General features: G+C 72.2%; 16 protein-coding genes. 12 read left to right on the forward strand and 4 right to left on the reverse strand.

Going from position 1 to position 19,214, the window contains the following annotated elements; all coding sequences use genetic code 11:
- Positions 1 to 296 precede the first annotated feature (296 nt).
- The 3 genes from rlmN to QM641_RS03830 all read left to right on the forward strand — a co-directional run bounded on the left by rlmN (position 297) and on the right by QM641_RS03830 (position 4,032).
- Positions 297 to 1,604, forward strand: a complete 1,308-nt coding sequence (gene rlmN, locus QM641_RS03820) for a 23S rRNA (adenine(2503)-C(2))-methyltransferase RlmN (protein WP_415113612.1) — start codon at positions 297 to 299, stop codon at positions 1,602 to 1,604.
- 186 nt (positions 1,605 to 1,790) lie between these two features.
- A complete protein-coding gene (locus tag QM641_RS03825) occupies positions 1,791 to 2,993 on the forward strand; it encodes an AAA family ATPase (protein WP_415113614.1) in 1,203 nt (400 codons plus the stop codon).
- A gap of 25 nt (positions 2,994 to 3,018) precedes the next feature.
- The gene (locus QM641_RS03830; RefSeq protein ID WP_415113616.1) at positions 3,019 to 4,032 is read left to right on the forward strand and encodes an aldo/keto reductase family protein; all 1,014 of its coding nucleotides are present in this window, start codon (positions 3,019 to 3,021) and stop codon (positions 4,030 to 4,032) included.
- Positions 4,033 to 4,290: 258 nt separating this feature from the next.
- On the opposite strand, the gene QM641_RS03835 is transcribed toward QM641_RS03830, so the two are convergent.
- From QM641_RS03835 to QM641_RS03850, 4 genes are all read right to left on the reverse strand, one after another.
- A complete protein-coding gene (locus QM641_RS03835) occupies positions 4,291 to 4,827 on the reverse strand; it encodes a ribonuclease H family protein (RefSeq protein WP_415113618.1) in 537 nt (178 codons plus the stop codon).
- Positions 4,828 to 5,084: 257 nt separating this feature from the next.
- Positions 5,085 to 5,546, reverse strand: a complete 462-nt coding sequence (locus tag QM641_RS03840) for a GbsR/MarR family transcriptional regulator (RefSeq protein ID WP_415113620.1) — start codon at positions 5,544 to 5,546, stop codon at positions 5,085 to 5,087.
- 10 nt (positions 5,547 to 5,556) lie between these two features.
- Positions 5,557 to 7,167, reverse strand: coding sequence for an ABC transporter permease (locus QM641_RS03845; protein ID WP_415113622.1), 1,611 nt, complete (start codon positions 7,165 to 7,167; stop codon positions 5,557 to 5,559).
- The gene (locus QM641_RS03850; RefSeq protein ID WP_415113624.1) at positions 7,164 to 8,078 is read right to left on the reverse strand and encodes an ATP-binding cassette domain-containing protein; all 915 of its coding nucleotides are present in this window, start codon (positions 8,076 to 8,078) and stop codon (positions 7,164 to 7,166) included. The genes QM641_RS03845 and QM641_RS03850 overlap by 4 nt, the downstream gene beginning before the upstream one ends.
- 473 nt (positions 8,079 to 8,551) lie before the next feature.
- Here QM641_RS03850 and QM641_RS03855 point away from each other — a divergent pair, with 473 nt between their 5' ends.
- The 9 genes from QM641_RS03855 to QM641_RS03895 all read left to right on the forward strand — a co-directional run bounded on the left by QM641_RS03855 (position 8,552) and on the right by QM641_RS03895 (position 19,082).
- Entirely contained in the window at positions 8,552 to 10,699 is a 2,148-nt protein-coding gene (locus tag QM641_RS03855) for a M66 family metalloprotease (protein ID WP_415113626.1), read from the forward strand.
- 230 nt (positions 10,700 to 10,929) lie between these two features.
- On the forward strand, positions 10,930 to 11,631 hold the full coding sequence (locus QM641_RS03860; protein WP_415113628.1) for a GntR family transcriptional regulator: 702 nt from the start codon (positions 10,930 to 10,932) through the stop codon (positions 11,629 to 11,631).
- The gene (locus QM641_RS03865; protein WP_415113630.1) at positions 11,628 to 13,142 is read left to right on the forward strand and encodes an MmgE/PrpD family protein; all 1,515 of its coding nucleotides are present in this window, start codon (positions 11,628 to 11,630) and stop codon (positions 13,140 to 13,142) included. The genes QM641_RS03860 and QM641_RS03865 overlap by 4 nt, the downstream gene beginning before the upstream one ends.
- Positions 13,143 to 13,248: 106 nt before the next feature.
- A complete protein-coding gene (gene prpB, locus QM641_RS03870; protein ID WP_415113632.1) occupies positions 13,249 to 14,151 on the forward strand; it encodes a methylisocitrate lyase in 903 nt (300 codons plus the stop codon).
- On the forward strand, positions 14,148 to 15,281 hold the full coding sequence (locus tag QM641_RS03875) for a bifunctional 2-methylcitrate synthase/citrate synthase (protein ID WP_415113715.1): 1,134 nt from the start codon (positions 14,148 to 14,150) through the stop codon (positions 15,279 to 15,281). Before prpB ends, QM641_RS03875 begins: the two co-directional genes overlap by 4 nt.
- 52 nt (positions 15,282 to 15,333) lie before the next feature.
- Complete coding sequence (locus QM641_RS03880; protein ID WP_415113634.1) at positions 15,334 to 16,245, forward strand: SPFH domain-containing protein; 912 nt, start codon at positions 15,334 to 15,336, stop codon at positions 16,243 to 16,245.
- Positions 16,242 to 16,484 carry a hypothetical protein gene (locus tag QM641_RS03885; RefSeq protein ID WP_415113636.1) on the forward strand — a complete coding sequence of 81 codons (243 nt, stop codon included), beginning with the start codon at positions 16,242 to 16,244 and terminating at the stop codon, positions 16,482 to 16,484. The genes QM641_RS03880 and QM641_RS03885 overlap by 4 nt, the downstream gene beginning before the upstream one ends.
- A gap of 43 nt (positions 16,485 to 16,527) precedes the next feature.
- A complete protein-coding gene (locus QM641_RS03890; RefSeq protein WP_415113638.1) occupies positions 16,528 to 18,198 on the forward strand; it encodes an Eco57I restriction-modification methylase domain-containing protein in 1,671 nt (556 codons plus the stop codon).
- Complete coding sequence (locus tag QM641_RS03895; protein ID WP_415113640.1) at positions 18,195 to 19,082, forward strand: hypothetical protein; 888 nt, start codon at positions 18,195 to 18,197, stop codon at positions 19,080 to 19,082. Before QM641_RS03890 ends, QM641_RS03895 begins: the two co-directional genes overlap by 4 nt.
- Positions 19,083 to 19,214: the final 132 nt, after the last annotated feature.

Genomic DNA, 19,214 nt, shown 5'->3' on the forward strand with positions numbered 1-19,214 from the left:
CCTCACCCCTTACCCACCGACCCGCCGAACGTCACCAACCTCACGGGACACAACAGCTAGCGGCCCGGCCCGCCCCTCTGGCCCGCGCGCCCGGCCCGCCAACGTGGCCCGGGTCGCGGCCACACCCCGCGAGTCCTTGTCTTGCCCCGCGAGTCACTGCCTTAGGTGCCAGTCACTGGACTGGAGGGCAGTGACTCGACGCGGGGGCAGTGACTCGCGTGGGAAGGCAGTGACTCGCGTGGGCCGGGCGCCGGGCGCGGGGCTTTCGTGCAGGTGCGGCTCGGTACCCTGGACGGATGACCGAGACTCCGCGCACCCCTGCGTCCGGTGCCGCCCGTGCCGCGACGCCGGCGAGCGCGCGGACCGCGCCCGAGGCACGCGAGACCCGCGCGCGGACCGCGCCCGCGCGCCAGGTGCGGCCGCGGACCGAGGGCTGGTCGCAGCAGAAGGATGCCGAGGGCCGGCCGCTCCTGCAGTTCGCAAGCCCCAAGCGCGGCAAGCCGCCCGTGCACCTCGCCGACCTCACGCCCGCGGAGCGCATCGAGAAGGTCGCAGAGCTCGGGATGCCGGGGTTCCGCGCGAAGCAGCTGGAGAAGCACTACTTCACGCACTACACGTCCGACCCGGCGCGGATGACCGACCTGCCGGCATCCGTCCGCGACGAGCTCGTCGCAGGCATGCTCCCGCCCCTGCTGACCGAGGTACGGCGTCTGCAGACCGACCGCGGCGACACGATCAAGTTCCTCTGGAAGCTGCACGACGGCGCGCTCGTCGAGTCGGTGCTCATGCGCTACCCGGGCCGCATCACGCTGTGCGTCTCTTCGCAGGCCGGCTGCGGCATGAACTGCCCGTTCTGCGCCACGGGGCAGGCGGGGCTCACGCGCAACATGTCCGCCGCCGAGATCGTCGAGCAGGTCGTCCGCGCCAACCGCGTCATCGCCGACGGCGAGCTGGGCGATCCGCGCAGGGTCGGCCACGACGCCGAGCGCGTGACGAACATCGTGTTCATGGGCATGGGGGAGCCGCTGGCCAACTACGCGCGCGTGATGCACGCGGTGCGGGTCATGACCGACAAGACGCACGGGCTCGGCATGAGCGCGCGCGGCATCACGGTCTCCACCGTCGGGCTGGTCCCCGCGATCACGAAGCTCGCCGCCGAGGACATCCCGGTGACCTTCGCGCTGTCGCTGCACGCGCCGGACGACCAGCTGCGCGACGAGCTCATCCCGGTCAACTCGCGCTGGAAGGTCGACGAGGCGCTCGACGCGGCCCGCGGATACTTCGACAAGACCGGCCGCCGCGTCTCGATCGAGTACGCGCTGATCAAGGACATGAACGACCACGCGTGGCGGGCGGACCTCCTCGCCGAGAAGCTCAACGCCCGCGGCCGCGGCTGGGTGCACGTCAACCCTATTCCGCTGAACCCGACGCCGGGGTCGGTGTGGACGGCATCCGAGCGGCCGGTGCAGGACGAGTTCGTGCGCAGGCTCAACGCCGCCGGCATCCCGACGACCCTCCGCGACACGCGCGGCAAGGAGATCGACGGCGCCTGCGGTCAGCTCGTGGCGACCGAGGAGGACCAGCGGGTCGCCGCCCAAGCGTAGTCCGGGCTCCGCGGCATCGTCCGAACGAGGCGATGTCGGATGCCGAGCGGATGATCGTGGCATCCGCTCCTGCGGAATCGACATCTCCTCGTGAGCTGAGACCCGGCACGCGATCGCGAGTCAGTCCGCACCGATATCTAAAGACAGTCCGTCATATCTAAAGAATCTAAATGGTATAAAGGCATTGTGAGCAACGACAGCCCTTTCCGTGCCGGGTTCGGCAAGACTCCGCCCGTCCTGGTCGGCCGCGACGCACTGCTCCGCGACTTCGGCGACGCGATCGACCTGGGCAGCTGGGGACAGGAGCGGGTCACCCTGCTGGAGGGGCTGCGTGGCGTCGGCAAGACCGTGATGGTCAACGCGCTCGAGGATGTCGCGCGCGGCCGCGGGTGGGTCGTCGTGTCCGAGACGGCCACGCCCGGCTTCGCGGCGCGCATCAGCGAGTCCCACCTCCCGCGGGTGCTGCGCGACCTGACGGGGCCGCCCGAGCGCCGCGTGACCGCTGCGGGCTTCGCCGGAGCCTCCGTCACCACGCAGCTCGTCGGCAAGAACGACGGTGTTCCGACGCTGCGCACGCAGATCGCCGACATCACCGATCTGCTCGACGGACGCGGCATCCTGTTCACGCTCGATGAGATCAGCCTCGCCGCGCGCGAGGACCTCGAGCACTTCGTCGCCGAGCTGCAGCACGCGATCCGGCAGGACCGCGAGGTCGCGTTCGTCGGCGCCGGCCTCGGCTCGGCGATCACCGACCTGCTGGCGGCCCGGTCGCTCACCTTCCTGCGCCGCGCCTCCCGCCAACTGCTCGACTTCCTCGACTACGAGGACGTCCTCACCGCGATCGGCAAGCCGATCCGTGACGCGGGCCGCAGCATCGACGACCGCTCGCTCGCGGATGCCGCGGCCGGCACCCAGGGCTATCCGTTCCTGGCACAGCTCATCGGCGACCTCGCGTGGCGGGCGAACCCGCAGAACCCCGAGATCTCGCTCGCCGACGTGCACGGCGCGTACCGCAAGGCGCGGCGCACGATGGGCTCGCACATCCTGGAGCCGTCGCTGCGCGACCTGTCCAACACCGACCGCACCGTGCTCGCGGCAATCGCCGCCTCGCCCGGCCCCGCCAAGGTCGCCGATCTGCGCCGGACCCTCGGCGTCGAGCCGCGGTACATGGGCGTCTACCGTCAGCGGCTGCTCGACGCGGGGCTGATCTACCCCGTGCGGCACGGCGTCGTCGACATCGCCCTGCCGTATCTGCGCGAGTACCTGCACGAGCATGTGGTGTCGGATGCCACGACCGAACGCGCCCGGCGTCGCCAGGCCTTCCCGCCACCGCCGGCGCTTCCCGATGCGGTCTCCGGGGAGCATTCGGGGGATGCCGAGGCACCGTGACCCGCACGCGTATTAGCGTGGGTGAATGGTCAACTATCGCTATCTCGGCAACAGCGGATTCAAGGTCTCGGAGATCACCTACGGCAACTGGGTGACCCACGGCTCGCAGGTCGACGACTCCGCCGCCATCGCCACCGTGCACACCGCGCTCGACCTCGGCATCACGTCGTTCGACACCGCGGACACCTACGCGAACACCGCCGCCGAGGTCGTCCTCGGCAAGGCGCTGCAGGGCCAGCGCCGCGAGTCGCTGGAGATCTTCACGAAGGTCTACTGGCCGATCGGGCCGAAGGGCCCGAACGACCAGGGGCTGTCGCGCAAGCACATCCTCGACGGCATCCACGGGTCGCTTCGCCGACTGGACGTCGACTACGTCGACCTCTACCAGGCGCACCGCTACGACTACGAGACCCCGCTCGAGGAGACGATGCAGGCCTTCGCCGACATCGTGCGGCAGGGCAAGGCGCTCTACATCGGGGTGTCGGAGTGGACGGCCGAGCAGCTGCGTGCCGGGCACGCCCTGGCGACCGAGCTCGGCTTCCAGCTGGTGTCGAACCAGCCGCAGTACTCCGCGCTGTGGCGCGTGATCGAGGGCACCGTCGTGCCGACGTCTCAGGAGCTCGGCATCTCGCAGATCGTGTGGTCGCCGATGGCGCAGGGCGTGCTGAGCGGCAAGTACCTGCCCGGCGCCCCGGTGCCCGAGGGCTCGCGCGCGACCGACGAGAAGAGCGGTGCGAGCTTCATCAAGCGCTTCCTCCGCGACGACGTGCTCACCGCGGTGCAGCAGCTGAAGCCGATCGCGCAGGAGGCGGGTCTGACCATGCCGCAGCTGGCGATCGCGTGGGTGCTGCAGAACCCGAACGTCTCGGCGGCCCTGGTGGGCGCGTCGCGTCCCGAGCAGCTGAAGGACTCGGTGCGTGCGTCGGGCGTCGTGCTCGACGCCGAGGTCAAGGCGGCGATCGATGCGGCACTCGCGCCGGTCGCGGTCACCGACCCCGCGCTCACCGCGGAGGTGTCGCCGAAGTCCCGCCCGGCCTGAGCGCGCTTCGCCTTTTCGGGGTGCGGGATGCCGGGTCGCCCCGGCATCCCGCTCTGCACCCTCCCACCTTCCCGCCTTCGCACCTTCCTGGGTCACTGCCTTCCTTGCCGAATCACTGTCCAAATGCCGAGTCACTGCGCTGCAATACAGTGACTCGGCATTTGGGCAGTGACTCGAGGGAAGGGGCGAGGCTCGACGGGGCTCCTCGGGCGCGGGAGCGCGAGGCTCGACGGGGCTCCTCGGGCGCGGGAGCGGGGCTCAGCGTGCCTTCTTCGTGGGCGCGGCGGAGACGTCGAGCTGCGGGTGGACCCCGCCCAGTGACGACCAGGCGCTCGCCTTCCCCTGCGCGGCGTGCTCGGCGGCGCGCACGGCGCGCTCGTCGGCCCACTCGTTGAGCACGTGCCCACGGTGGCCGCGCACGTGCTCGAGTACGACGTCGGGCAGGCCGGCCGCGCGCCGCTCATCGCGCACCGCGATGAGCTGCTCCAGGATGTCGCGGTTCTTGGTCGGCGATCCGGTCGAGGTCTTCCAGCCGCGGCGGCGATGGCCGTCCATCCACGACGCGTACGTGTCGATCGCGTACTTCGAGTCGGCCTGCACGACGAGCTGCTCGATGTCGGCATGGTCCTCGATGGCGTGCAGCAGCCCGAGGAGCTCGCCGATGTTGTTGGTGCCCTGCGGGAGGGCGCCGGCGGCCCAGTGCCCGTCCTCGCCGACCCACGCCCATCCGGTCGGTCCCGGGTTGCCCTTGCAGGCGCCGTCGGTGGCCACGGTGTAGCGAGTGGATGCCGTCACCCGCTCCACGCTAGCGGCTCGTCACCCGCGCGCCCGCGCCGCGCGGCCGGTGCCCATGCCCACCCGCGCCGCGCGCGGCATCGCCCCGCCGCCGCGCCTGCGGCCCCGGCATCCGCCGTCACCCGTCGCGCCCGCTGCATGAACTTCGGAGAACCGCGCGGGGTTCGGACGATTTCGCCCGAATCCTCCGAAGTACGCGCGACTCTCCGAACTTCGTGCCGCCGCCAGGCGGCGGCGCAAGGAGCCGCCCACCCCGGCTACCCCTCGGCGCGGGTCGCCTGCCATTCGCCGATGAGCTGCGGCATGCGTGCGGCCATGAACCGGAAGAACCCGGCCAGCTCCCGCGCCCGGTCGTGCGCCCGGGGGTCGTCGGCGTGCTCCACCGCGATGAGGTCGATGTAGTCCGCCATGCGCTCGTACACCGGCACGTTCGTCGCCACCGACGCGTAGAACGTGTCGTGCACGAGCTCGTAGCGGTCGCGCCGGTCTCCCGGCCGCGACCGGCGCTGGATGAAGTGCAGCTGCTGCAGGTAGCGCACCGCGCCCGACACCGCGGCGGCGCTGACCCCGAGCCGCTCGCCGAGCTGGGCGGCGGTGTAGCCGCCGTCGGGCGCCGCGACGAGGGCCATCATCACGCGTGCGGCCATGCGCGGCATGCCGGCGGCCGCCATCACCGCCGCCGCCTGCTCGGCGGGCTCCAGCGCGCGGTGATCTTCCATCGCCGCCACCCTATCCGCCGGGCGCCAGCTCGCGGCGGCGCATGAGCGCGAGCGCCGCTGCGCCGCCCACGGCGACCGCGCCGAGCAGCCACCACAGCCCGCGCAGGTCGACGTCGCCGCCCGACACCGTCGGCGCGCCGGCGAACGGCGAGAGCTCGCCGGCCCACTCCGGCAGGCCGAAGAGCGGTCCGAACAGCCCGAGCATCGCCCCCACCACGACGAGCGCCCACGCCACGCCGATCGTCGCGCGGGGGAGCAGGACGAACACGAGCGCCGTCACGACGACGAAGACGGATGCCGCGACCACCTGCCCCAGGCCCGTGATGACGACGACGCGGTACAGGTCCGATTCCCCGCCCGCGGCGGTCAGGGCGAGGCATCCGGCCACCACCGCCGCGCCGACGACGACGACCACCGCCCCCGTCGCGACGGACAGGTACCCCGCGAGCCATCGGACGCGTCCGACCGGCGTCGCGAGCACCGGCTCCGCGGTGCCGTGCGCCTCCTCCTGCCGCGCGTGCGCGAGGGTCTGCACGGCGGCGCACGCGGCGAGGATCCCGAGCATCGTGAAGAACACGGTGATCACGGCCTCGTCGAGAGAGCCCGCGCGGGCGATTCGCTCCAAGACCTCCGACACGGCCGGGTTCTCGCCCGCTATCCGGACGGCGACGGCGCTCAGGGTCGTGGCCAGGATGCCGGTGAGCGCACCGCCGAGGACCCAGCCGACGAGCGCGCCCGAGCCGAGCCGCCACACCAGCGCCTGCGGCGACGACAGCGTCGCACGCGCCCGTGCGCGACCGCGCCGGGCCGGGACGAGCGCCGCGCCCAGGTCGCGCACCGACTGCAGCGCGATCGCGGCGACGGCCAGTGCCAGGCCGACCGCCACGCCGAGGGCGACCGGCCACACGTCGTCCGCGTCGTAGGGACGCGTCTGCTCGGCCCAGCCGAAGGGCGAGAGCCAGGCGATCCACGAGCTGTCGATGCGCGTGAGGTCGTCGCTGGGCGTGCCCGCGGCGTTGCCGATGCCGCGCACGAGGAAGAGCGTCACGAGCGCCCACACGGTGAGCGCGTTCGCCCCGCGCGACGTTCGCATCAGCTGTGCGGCGATGAGCCCCAGGCCGAGGAACGCGACGCCCGTGGCCCCCGAGGCGGCGCCGGTGAAGAGCGACCCGGGCACGTCGAGACCCGTGGCGATGAGCGCGAGCGCGGTGAGCGCCGTGAGCGCGACGTTCGCCACGAGGCCGTGCACCAGGGTGGCGACGGCGGGCAGGGTGCGCCCGGCCGGAGTCGCCGACACCAGCTCGGCGCGCCCCGCCTCCTCGTCGCCGCGAGTGTGCCGCACCGCGAGGAAGGAGCTCATGAGGGCCGCGAGCATCGCCAGCCCGGGGAGCACCTCGAACGCGAGGAAGGCGCCCTCCGACGTACCCGACGGCAGCCCCCGGAACATCAGGATCACCGGGTTGGCCATCACCGCCGCGAGGATCTCCTGGCGCTCGGTGACGGTGCCGTACGACTGCACGACGCCGGCGTAGCCGGCCGCGGCGAGCAGCGCCGTGCCCGCGATCCACAGGGGCACCTGCACGCGGTCGCGCCGCATCCGCGCGCGCAGCAGGGCGGTCATGGCCGCGCTCCCTCCAGGGCGTCGCCGTAGTGCCGGAGGAACAGCTCCTCCAGCGATGGCGGCTCGATGCGCAGGCCCCGCACGTCGCGGCTCGCGAGGAGGGGCAATACGGATGCCACCGCGTCGCTGTCCACGGTGAAGCGGACGCGCCCGTCGGCGAACGACGCGTCGTGGGTGGCGGCGAGGCCGTCGAGCGCCGCGGCATCCGTCGCCTCGAACGACACCTCGGTGCGGGTCAGGTGCCGCAGCTCCGCGAGCGTGCCGGACTCCACGATCCGTCCTGCCCGGATGATCGAGACGCGGTCGCACAGGAGCTCCACCTCGGAGAGGATGTGGCTGGACAGCAGCACGGTGGCGCCGGTGCGGCGGACCCGGGCGATCTCGTCGCGGAACACGACCTCCATGAGCGGGTCGAGCCCGCTCGTGGGCTCGTCGAGCACGTACAGCTCCGCGGGCACCGCGAAGGCGGCGATGAGCGCCACCTTCTGGCGGTTGCCCTTGGAGTAGGCGCGGCCCTTCGTGCGCGGATCGAACTGGAACACGGTCATGAGGCGCTCGCGCTCCGTGCGGTATGCGGCGTCGCCCGTCCGTGCGCCGCGCAGACGCGCGAGCAGATCGATCGCCTCGCCGCCGGAGAGGTTCGGCCACACGCTGACATCGCCGGGGACATAGGCGATGCGGCGGTGGAGGGTCACGGCATCCCGCCACGGATCGCGGTCGAAGACGGTCGCCTCGCCGCTGGTCTTGCGGGCGAGGCCCAGGAGGATGCGGATGGTCGTGGTCTTCCCGGCGCCGTTGGGGCCGAGGAAGCCGTGGACCTGCCCCACGGTGACACTGAGGTCGAGGCCGTCGAGGGCGTGCGTGCGGCCGTAGTGCTTGCGCAGGCCGCGGGTGAGGATGACATCGCTCATGCGCGCGATGCTACGCCTGATTCACAAACTTATGAATATCGTGCATGAACTCGCGAGAGCGGCGCAAGACTCGCGCCTCAGTTGGCGCATTCGGTCGCGCGGATGCCGCCGGCCCGACCGAACGCGCCCACTTAAGCGTCGCGCGGCGGTGCGGCACCGCCCTGGTCGAGGTCGCGGGACCGCCCCCGGAGCCTCCCGGAGCCCCCCGAGCCTCCCGGAGCCCCCCGAGCCTCCCGGAGCCTCCCCCCCGCCCCGAGCCTCCGCGAGTCACTGCCCTGTCGGCGAGTCACTGCGCTCCAGCACAGTGACTGGCGGTTTGGGCAGTGACTCGCGCGCGGAGGCAGTGACTCGCGGGGGGCCCGGGGAGGCGCGGATGCGCGGGGGCGCAGGGGCGCGGCCCGAGGGCCGTGGGTATCACGGCGGCGTGGTCCGGCTCCTCAGCTGCGAGGACCAAGGACGAAAGGGGCAATGCCATGGGCATCAAGGACACGATCGAGGATCTGCGGATCGACGGGGTGACGGAGAGCTTCATCGGCCGGCTGGCGCTGTTCATCGAGGGCATCGAGGTGACGCAGGCCGTGCAGTTCTACGAGGCGGACGACCATCTCACCGATCCCGCCGACCGGCAGGCGAACAACGCCCTGCGGCTCGTGGCGAACAAGCCCGCGTGGGTGCGCGTCTACGTGCGCAGCATCTTCGGGGGATCGGGGATCACCGCGACGCTCGAGCTGCGTCGGCGCGCGGCGGGGTTCCTGTTCGTGCCGGTGACGACCCTGACGCCGCACGGGTCGTCCGCGACCTCCGCGCCGTCGTTGTTCGGCTCGGACTACGCGACGATCCGCGGGAGCATCAACAACACGGTCAACTTCGTGATCCCCGCGGACCAGATGATCGGCACGCTCCGCTTCGTCGTGCGCGTGACGATGGGCTCGCGCACCGTCGAGCGCACGCTCGACGCGTCCGTGACCCTGCGCCAGACGTTGCGGCTCGCGGGCGTGATGATCGGCTACAACGGCCCGGCGAGCACGGCGCCGAACGCGCCGAACCTCACCCTGGCCGCTCCGACCGTGACCGATCTGCAGAACATGTCGGGGACGGCGCTGGCGCTGTTCCCGGTGCAGTCGACCGCGCAGTTCCGCGCCGCGGGGAACCTCACGCAGACCGCTCCGTTGCAGACGGCGACGTTCCCGGCATCCGGATGCGGGGCGCCCTGGGACGCGCTGCATGCTCGCGTCGCGAACGTGCGTACGGCCGACGGCAACCAGCCGGGGTGGATCTACTACGGCCTGCTGCCCAGTGGGACCCCGATGGGCCCCGTCGGCGGATGCGGCGGTGGTGGGGTCGCCGTCGGACCGATCAACCAGCCCGCGACACTGGCGCACGAGGCCGGCCATGCGGCCGGGCTCCAGCACGCGCCCTCGGGCGGGGCCCCGAACCCGGATCCGAACTTCCCGGCGTACGAGCCGTACGATCCGCCGAACACACCGCAGGGCCACGACGGCGAGTACGGCCTCGACGTGAACACCGGGACGGTCATGTCGCCGGCGGTGTTCCAGGACATCATGGGCTACGCATCGCCGAAGTGGATCTCGCCGTACCACTACGGACGGCTCACGAACAACGCGAGCTTCACGCCCACGACCGTTGGCATGGACCACCCGTGGTGGAAGGATCTCGTGTGGGAAGAGCTGCAGATCCCCCGCATCCCGATCCCCGACCCGCCGCCCTTCGAGCGCGAACTGGAGCTGCCCGTGTTCCCTCCGACGAAGCGTGAGCGCGTCGTGTCGGTCGTGATCCGGGTCGAGGAGAACGTGCTGCGCGAAGACGAGGTCGCCGTGGTCCGCACCGCCGCGCATCCGGAGCTTCCGGCCGCCGGCGCGACGCCGTACACCGTGCGGCTGCGGGATGCCGAGGGCACCGTGATCGCGGAGGGCGCCGTCGTGCGCCTCACGACGTCGGCGAGCGGATGCGGCGGCTGCGCAGGAGCATCGGGTCGCCCGCCGTTGCGGTACGTGGGCCAGGCGTTCCTTCCCGACGTCGGGCCCGGTGCGGTGCTGGAGATCGTGCAGCGCGGCGAGGCCGTGTGGCGGCGCGAGGCCCCGGCCGAGCCGCCGCGGATCCAGCTCGCCGAGCCCCGGATCGACCGGCGCGGCGGGATGACGCTGCGCTGGGAGTCGGATGCGTCGTCGTTCTGGCTGCGCTGGTCGCCGGACGGCGAGACGTGGTCGGCGATCGAGACCGAGCTGACCGAGCCCGGGCTGAAGCTGGAGGCCGGTCGCATCCCGTCCGGTGAGGGCTTCCTGCAGGTCGTCGCGCACGACGGGTTCCACTCGACCGAGTCCGAGCCGGTGCGCATCGCGGTGCCGGAGCAGGACCCGACGCTCGCGATCCTGCATCCGCGCGACGGCTACACGTACGCCGCGGGCGAAGAGCTCCGACTGTGGGCCTCTGCGACCGGGGGGTCCGGTGCCGAGAAGCTCGTCTGGTCGGTCGACGGCACCGACGTCGCCGACGGCTCCGAGGCCTGGGTCGCGTTCGAGCCCGGCGAGCACACCGTCGCGGTGTCGTCCGGACGCGCGCGCAGCGAGGTGACGATCGCGGTGGCGAAGCCGGAGGCGTAGCGGGCGGTCGAGCAGGAGTGCCGAGCACCACTGCCTGGGTTCACGGGTCACTGCCCAACCGGCGAGTCACTGCGCTGGGGCGCAGTGACTCGCCGCTCAGGCAGTGACTCGCCGCTCAGGCAGTGACTGGGTGCGGTCGATGTATACGATCACGCGGGAGTTCGTCCGAAGAATCGACGCGGCGAGCGCATAGTGTATACACTGGGCGTGTCGCCGATCGAGGGAGGGACATGCGGGCCAGCGATCGCGCGTATGCGACCCTCCTCGACGAGATCCAGTCCGGGACACTTCCGGCCGGTGCCGTGCTCGGCGAGGTGGAGCAGGCATCCCGCCTCGGCGTGAGCCGCACGCCACTGCGCGAGGCGCTCGGCCGGCTGGCCGCCGACGGGCTCGTGACGCAGCAGTCGCCGCGTGTGACGGTGGTCACCGGGATCGACCGCGACGACATCCGCGCGCTGTTCGAGGTGCGCCGCGCGCTCGAGGAGGCCGCGGCGCGGCTCGCGGCGGTGCGGGCGGATGCCGCGACCTTCGCCGCGCTCGCCGCCGAGTTCGCCGCGACCGAATCGACGGCAGCATCGGCCGCGGAGCTCGCGGGCGAAGATGCGCTCGACGCCTACTACGCGCTCATCGCGCGGTTCGATGCGGCGCTGGATGCCTCCGTGTCCAACGACTACCTGACCGCGAGCCTGCGGAGCGTCCGCACGCATCTCGTCCGGGTGCGGCGGCTCGCTCGCGACAACCCTGCCCGGCTCGCCGCCTCGGTCGCCGAGCACCGCCTCATCGCGTCGGCGATCGCCGCGGCCGACGCGGACCTCGCCGCACATGCCACCCACGTGCACCTGCACAACGCGCTCGCGAGCATCCTCACCTCGCTCGACGCCGCCGCAGACCTCGACCACATCACCACACTCACCGCACAGGGAGCAGCATGACCGTCACGCACCACGTCCGCGTCCACCGCAGCGACGAGAACCTCGCGCGCGAGGAGCAGCTCGCCTGGCGCATCGCCGAGGTCGCCGCCGACCCCGTCGACGTGGAGCCCGCCGTGGCCGCGATGATCGTGAACCGCGTGATCGACAACGCGGCGGTGGCCGCGGCATCCCTCACCCGTGCGCCCGTCGTCGCGGCGCGCCAGCAGGCCCTCGACCACCCGGCCCCCGCCACGGGGGCGACCGTGTTCGGCTGCGCGCTCGAGCGCCGCACCAGCCCGGAGTGGGCCGCGTGGGCCAACGGCGTCGCGGTGCGCGAGCTCGACTACCACGACACGTTCCTCGCCGCCGACTACTCGCACCCCGGCGACAACATCCCGCCGATCGTCGCGGTCGCCCAGCACGTGGGCGCAGACGGGGCGGCGCTCATCCGCGGCATCGCCACCGGCTACGAGATCCAGATCGACCTCGTGCGCGCGATCTGCCTGCACCGGCACAAGATCGACCACGTCGCGCACCTCGGTCCCTCCGCCGCCGCCGGCATCGGGACCCTGCTGGGGCTGGATGCCGACACCATCTACCAGGCGGTCGGCCAGGCCCTGCACACCACGACCGCGACGCGCCAGTCGCGCAAGGGCGAGATCTCCACGTGGAAGGCCTACGCGCCGGCCTTCGCCGGCAAGCTGGCGGTCGAGGCCGTCGACCGCGCCATGCGCGGGCAGACGAGCCCGTCGCCGATCTACGAGGGCGAGGACGGTGTGATCGCGTGGCTGCTGGACGGGAAGGATGCCGCGTACGACGTGCCGCTTCCCGCCCCGGGCGAGGCCAAACGCGCGATCCTCGACTCCTACACGAAGGAGCACTCCGCCGAGTACCAGGCGCAGGCGTGGATCGATCTCGCCCGCCGCCTCCACACCGAGCGGCCGGAGCTGGCCGACCCGGCGAACGTCGCGTCGATCGTGCTGCACACCTCGCACCACACGCACTATGTGATCGGGTCGGGGGCGAACGATCCGCAGAAGTACGACCCGCACGCCTCGCGCGAGACGCTCGACCACTCGATCCCGTACATCTTCGCGGTCGCCCTGCAGGACGGCGGCTGGCACCACGTCGACTCGTACCTGCCGGAGCGTGCGGCCCGGCCCGACACCGTCGCCCTGTGGCACGGGGTCACGACCGCGGAGGACCCGGAGTGGACCCGCCGCTACCACTCCGAGGACCCGGCCGAGAAGGCGTTCGGCGGGCGCGCGGAGATCCGGCTGACGGACGGATCGGTGCTGGTCGACGAGATCGCCGTCGCCGACGCGCACCCGCTGGGCGCACGGCCGTTCGCGCGCGCCGACTACGTGCGGAAGTTCCGCCTGCTCGCCGAGCCCGTGCTGGAGCCGGCCGAGATCGAGCGGTTCCTCGACCTCGCCGAGCGCCTGCCCGAGCTCACCGCCGACGAGGTCCGGCGGCTGTCGATTCTCGCGCGGCCCGGGGTCGTGGCATCCGGACCGAAGGGGCTGTTCTGATGGCCGCCGCTGCGCATAACTCAGGCAGATTGCCGTCTGGGGTGGCCTTCGGCGCGGCCGCGAGGCGCTTCTGCCTGAGTTATGGTCACGGCGAGGGAGGCAACTGATGCTCTACGCCACCACGACGCCGGCCGAGAGGCGCCGGCTGCTGCGCGAGGGGCTCGCCTCCGGCGAGCTGCTGCGGTTCCCGGGCGCGTTCAACCCGCTGTCGGCGCGGCTGATCGAGCGCAAGGGCTTCGAGGGCGTCTACATCTCCGGGGCCGTGCTGTCGGCCGACCTGGGCCTTCCCGACATCGGCCTCACGACGCTGACCGAGGTCGCCGGTCGCGGCCAGCAGATCGCCCGGATGACCGACCTTCCCGCCCTCATCGATGCCGACACCGGGTTCGGCGAGCCGATGAACGTGGCCCGCACGGTCCAGACGCTGGAGGACGCGGGCCTTGCCGGCTGCCACCTCGAGGATCAGGTCAACCCCAAGCGCTGCGGTCACCTCGACGGCAAGGCCGTCGTCGACACCGCCACCGCGACCGGCCGCATCCGCGCCGCCGTCGACGCGCGCCGCGACCCGGACTTTCTGATCATGGCGCGCACCGACATCCGTGCCGTCGAGGGGCTGGATGCCGCCATCGACCGGGCGAAGGCGCTCGTCGACGCCGGTGCCGACGCGATCTTCCCCGAGGCGATGCGCACGCTCGCCGAGTTCGAGGCGATGCGCGCAGCCCTCGACGTGCCGATCCTGGCCAACATGACCGAGTTCGGCAAGAGCGACCTGTTCTCGGTCGACCAGCTGCGGGATGCCGGGGTGAACCTCGTCATCTGGCCCGTCTCACTGCTGCGGCTCGCGATGGGCGCGGCCGACCGCGCACTCGATACGCTGATCGATGAGGGACACCTCGCCGGAAGGCTCGGCGAGATGCAGCACCGTGCCGACCTCTACGACCTCGTCGACTACGAGCAGTACAACAGGTTCGACCAGGACGTCTTCAACTTCCAGATCACGAAGGACTGAGTGTGACCGACATCAAGAAGGGTCTCGCCGGCGTCGTCGTCGACTCCACCGCGATCTCGAAGGTCAACCCCGAGACCAATAGCCTGCTCTACCGGGGCTACCCCGTGCAGGAGCTCGCCGCCACGCAGCCGTTCGAGGCCGTCGCGCACCTGCTGTGGCACGGGGAGCTGCCCACCGACGAGCAGCTCGCCGCGCTGCGGGCCGTCGAGCGCGCCCATCGCGCGCTCGCCCCCGAGGTGAAGGCCGTGATCGACCTGCTGCCGCTCGACGTGCACCCGATGGACGAGGTGCGGACGGCCCTGAGCGCGCTGGGCGCGGCGGACCTCGCCGGCATCGGCTCTGTGCTCGACGCGAGCGGCACCCCCGGCGAGAACCTGCAGCGCAGCATCCGCCTGTTCGCCGCCCTCCCCGCCATCGTCGCCTACGGGCAGCGCCGCCGTCGCGGCCAGGAGCCCGTCGCGCCGCGCGACGACCTCGACTACGCCGCGAACTTCCTCTGGGTCACCTTCGGCGTGGAGCCGGATGCCGTGGTGGTCGACGCGTTCAACCGCTCGATGATCCTCTACGCCGAGCACTCCTTCAACGCCTCGACGTTCACGGCGCGCGTGATCGCGTCGACTCTGAGCGACCTGCACTCGGCCGTGGTCGGTGCGGTGGGTGCGCTCAAGGGCCCGCTGCACGGCGGGGCGAACGAGGCCGTGCTGCACATCTTCGACGAGATCGGGGATGCCGGCAACGTCGTGCCGTGGCTGGATGAGGCTCTCGCGCACAAGCGCAAGATCATGGGCTTCGGCCACCGCGTGTACAAGCACGGCGACTCGCGCGTGCCGACCATGAAGGCGGCGCTGGACACTCTGGTCGCCCACTACGACCGGCCGGACGTGCTGGCGCTCTACGACGCTCTCGCCGACGAGTTCGTCGCCCGCAAGGGCATCCACCCCAACCTCGACTACCCCTCCGGGCCCGCCTACAGCCTGATCGGCTTCGACACGCTCACCTTCACGCCGCTGTTCGTCGCGGCGCGCGTGACCGGCTGGACCGCCCACATCATGGAGCAGCTGTCGCGCAACGCCCTCATCCGGCCGCTGTCGGAGTACGACGGACCCGAGGAGCGGCACGTCGGGGACTGATGCGGCACGCGTGGGGTAAAGTGATATCACTTTCCCCGACGAAGGAGTCCCCATGAGCGTCACCGACCCGCAGCCGTCCGCCGTCGTGGGCGGCACCGGCGTGCAGATCTCCGAGCGCCCGGCCTGGCGCATCGACGGCATCGTCACGGGGCTGATCGGGCTCACGCTGGTCGGCGTCGCGGTGTATCTGGGGTTCACCCTGCCCGAGACGTACGCCGCGCTGTACGTGGCGATCGGTGTGCTCGGCGCGCTCCTGCTCACCGCCCTCGTCATCGTCGCGCCGGGCGACGCGTACGCCGTCGAGTTCTTCGGGCGGTACATCGGCACGGTGCGCCGGCCGGGCATGTCGCTGGTCGTGCCGTTCGCGCTGCGCAAGCGCGTGAGCGTGCGCGTGCGCAACTTCGAGACCGCGACGATCAAGGTCAACGACGCCGACGGCAACCCGGTCGACATCGCCGCCATCGTCGTGTGGCAGGTCGCCGACACGGCAAAGGCGGTCTACGCCGTCGACGATTGCGAGCAGTTCGTCCACGTGCAGGCCGAATCGGCGCTGCGCCACACCGCGACCTCCTATCCGTACGACTCCTCGCACGAGGGCGAGCAGTCGCTGCGCGGCTCCACCGACGTGGTCGCCGCCGAGCTGGCCCGCGAGGTCGCCGTGCGGGTCGGTCTTGCCGGCGTCGACATCGTCGAGGTGCGCATCAGCCAGCTCGCCTACGCCAAGGAGATCGCCCAGACGATGCTTCGCCGCCAGCAGGCCAACGCCGTCGTGGCCGCGCGCCGCCGCATCGTCGAGGGCGCGGTGGGGATGGTCGAGCTGGCGCTGGCCGACCTCGCGAACCGTGACATCGTCGACCTCGACGACGAGCGCAAGGCCGCGATGGTCAGCAACCTCCTCGTCGTGCTGTGCAGCGATCAGCCGACCTCGCCCATCGTCAACACCGGGACCCTCTACCCCTCTTGAGTACACGCAAGCAGCTCCCGCTGCGACTCGATCCGGCTGTCCACGACGCGCTCGCGCGGTGGGCGGCCGACGACCTGCGCAGCGTCAACGCCCAGATCGAGCTGCTGCTGCGCGATGCGCTTCGTCGCGCCGGCAGGCTGCCGCGCGATGCCCGGCCGATGCGGCCGCGAGGACGCCCCCCGCGTGAAGCCGAGGCATCCGAGGTGTCGATCGGCGACGAGGATGCCGGGAGCGCGTAGGCTCGCGGTGGCCGATGTCGGAGGTGGCGGTGAGGATGATTCCGTGGCGACGGCACCCGTGATCGATACCCCCGAGCTGCGCAAGGCGCGCGGCGCGTTCTTCACGCCGCCCGCGGTCGCCCGTCACCTGACCGAATGGGCGGTGCGCAGTCCGCACGACCGGGTGCTGGAGCCCTCGTGCGGCGAGGCCGCGTTCCTGACGGCGGCGGCGCGGCGGCTGCAGCGGCTCGGTCACACCGGTGACATGGCGGCGCAGCTGCGGGGCGTCGAGCTGCACGCGGACTCGGCCGAGACCGCGCGACGGCTGGTCACCGCCGTCGGCGGGCGCGCGACGGTGCAGGTCGCCGACTTCTTCGACGTCGCCCCCACCGGCGACGTCGACGCGGTCGTGGGAAACCCCCCCTACGTCCGCTACCAAGATTTCACCGGCCGCTCCCGCAGCGCCGGGCGGGCGGCGGCGCTGGCCGCCGGAGTGCGGCTGAGCGCGCTGGCGTCGAGCTGGGCGGCCTTCGTCGTGTACTCGGCGCTGTTCCTGCGCCGCGGCGGGCGGCTGGGCCTGGTCATTCCGGCCGAGGTGCTGTCGGTCAATTACGCCGCCCCGGTGCGGAGGTTCCTCCTGGAGGAGTTCGCCGAGCTGCAGCTCGTGCTCTTCGAGGAGCGCGTGTTCCCCGGCGTGCTCGAGGAGGTCGTGCTGGTCATGGCCGACGGCTACCGGAGCGGGCGGGCGGGTCACGCGACCATCACCCAGGTGCGCTCGGCCGAGGCGCTGGGCCAGGCGGTGCCGAGCCACCGGTGGACGCCCGACGACGCATCGGCGAAGTGGACCGCCTCGATGCTCCGGGCCGACGCGCGCGACGCCTATGCGGCGGTCGCGGCAGGTGGGACATTCGCGCCGCTCGGGGACTGGGGCGAAACGACGCTGGGCGCGGTCACCGGCAACAACGCCTTCTTCTGCCTCAGCCCGCAGCGCGCCGACGAGCTCCGGCTCGGCGCCGACGAGCTCGTGCCGCTGTCCCCGCCGGGAAGCCGGCACCTGCGCGGGCTGAGCCTGACCGCGACCCGGATGCGTGAGCTCGGTGCGATGGGAAGGGCGACCTCGCTCTTCCGGCCCGCGGCGGAGCCGTCCGCCGCGGCGCGGCGCTACATCCAGGCCGGGCACCGGGCCGGCGTCGACCTCGCCTACAAGTGCCGCGTGCGCACGCCGTGGTGGCGGGTGCCGCTGGTCCCGCCCCCCGACCTGTTCCTCACCTACATGAACGCCGACACCCCGCGCCTGACGAGCAACCGGGCCCGTGCGCACCACCTCAACAGCGTGCACGGGGTCTACCTCGCCCACGAGGCGAAGGCGCTCGGCGGCGCGCTGCTGCCGGTCGCGGCGCTCAACTCCACGACCCTGCTGTCGGCCGAGCTGGTCGGGCGGTCCTACGGCGGCGGCATGCTCAAGATCGAGCCGCGCGAGGCCGATGCGCTGCTCGTGCCGTCTCTTGCCGTGGTGCGCGCCGCGGCGACCGAGCTGCGGGCCGTGCGCCCGGGCGTGCGCCGCGCCCTCGCCAGCGGCGACCTGCTCGCAGCGACCGTGCTCGTGGACGACGCGCTCGGCGGCGCCGGGTTCGCCCTCGCCCCCGCGCAGCTGGATCGGCTGAGGGCGGCGCGTCGCGAGCTGCACGCGCGTCGGGTCGCCCGCGGCGCGGAGCCTGCCGGCGGCGCGCCGTGACCGACTCGTTCTCCCCGTTCGACGCCGTGCTCGCGCAGGCGCCGCCGACCGACCCCTGGGCGCACGCGGCGGGCGAGGCGCCCCGGTACGCGCCCGACTATGACCTGCTCGGCTCTCTTCTGACCATCCCGGTCGCGGCGGGCAAGGTCGCCGCCTCCGGCGCGTTCGCCAACGGTGTCGACGCGTGGCTGGCGTATGAGCTCCGCCGGGCGGGCTTCGCGCGCGACGAGGTGTGGCCGCGGCCGGAGCGCCCCCGCATCCTTCCGCGCGACGTCGCCGCGCTGCTGGAGCGGCTGCCGCGGACCCTCGCCGACGAGGTGCGCGCGCGGGTGGCGCGCATGCCGGCGGTGGCGCCGAGCTCGGCGAACATCCTCGGCCGCGCCTACGTGAAGCAGGTCGACGTCGTGATGTCGCGCTGGGACCGGGGGCCGGAGCTGCTGGTGAGCACGAAGACCCAGGTCTCGTCGTTCGGCAAGAACCTCCCCAACCGGTTCGAGGAGGCCTACGGCGACGCGGGGAACCTCCGCAGCCGCTATCCGCTGGCTGCGGTCGGGTTCTTCTTCGTGCAGCGCTCGACGATCCTCGACCACGAGCCGGCCGCGTTCGAGAAGACCGTCGACATGATGCGCAAGCTCCGCGACGTGCTGGCCGCGGGCAACGGCTACACCGCGACCGGGCTGGCCCTGGCGACGTGGGACGACGACGATCCCGCCGCCGCAGTGCGCATCGACCTCGACGCGGTGCCCGCCGACATCCGCCCCGAACAGTTCCTGACCGCCATGGTGCAGACGGTCCTGTCCGCCTCGCCCATCGACCATCACGTCGCGGCCCGGGAGCGCATCGGGCGCCGCAACCTCCCGGTGACGGGCAGCGAGGAGGACTGATCCATGCGCACAGCCGTCATCGTCGACGCGATCCGCACCCCGTCCGGCCGGTGCGGCGACGAAAAGCGTCCCGGACGAAGGCTGGATGAGGTCTTCGGGGTGCTTTCGGCGCTCGCCGGGTGAAACCAGCCT

Origin of the sequence: Microbacterium sp. (genome assembly GCF_047605725.1) — a bacterium.
Lineage (GTDB): Bacteria > Actinomycetota > Actinomycetes > Actinomycetales > Microbacteriaceae > Microbacterium.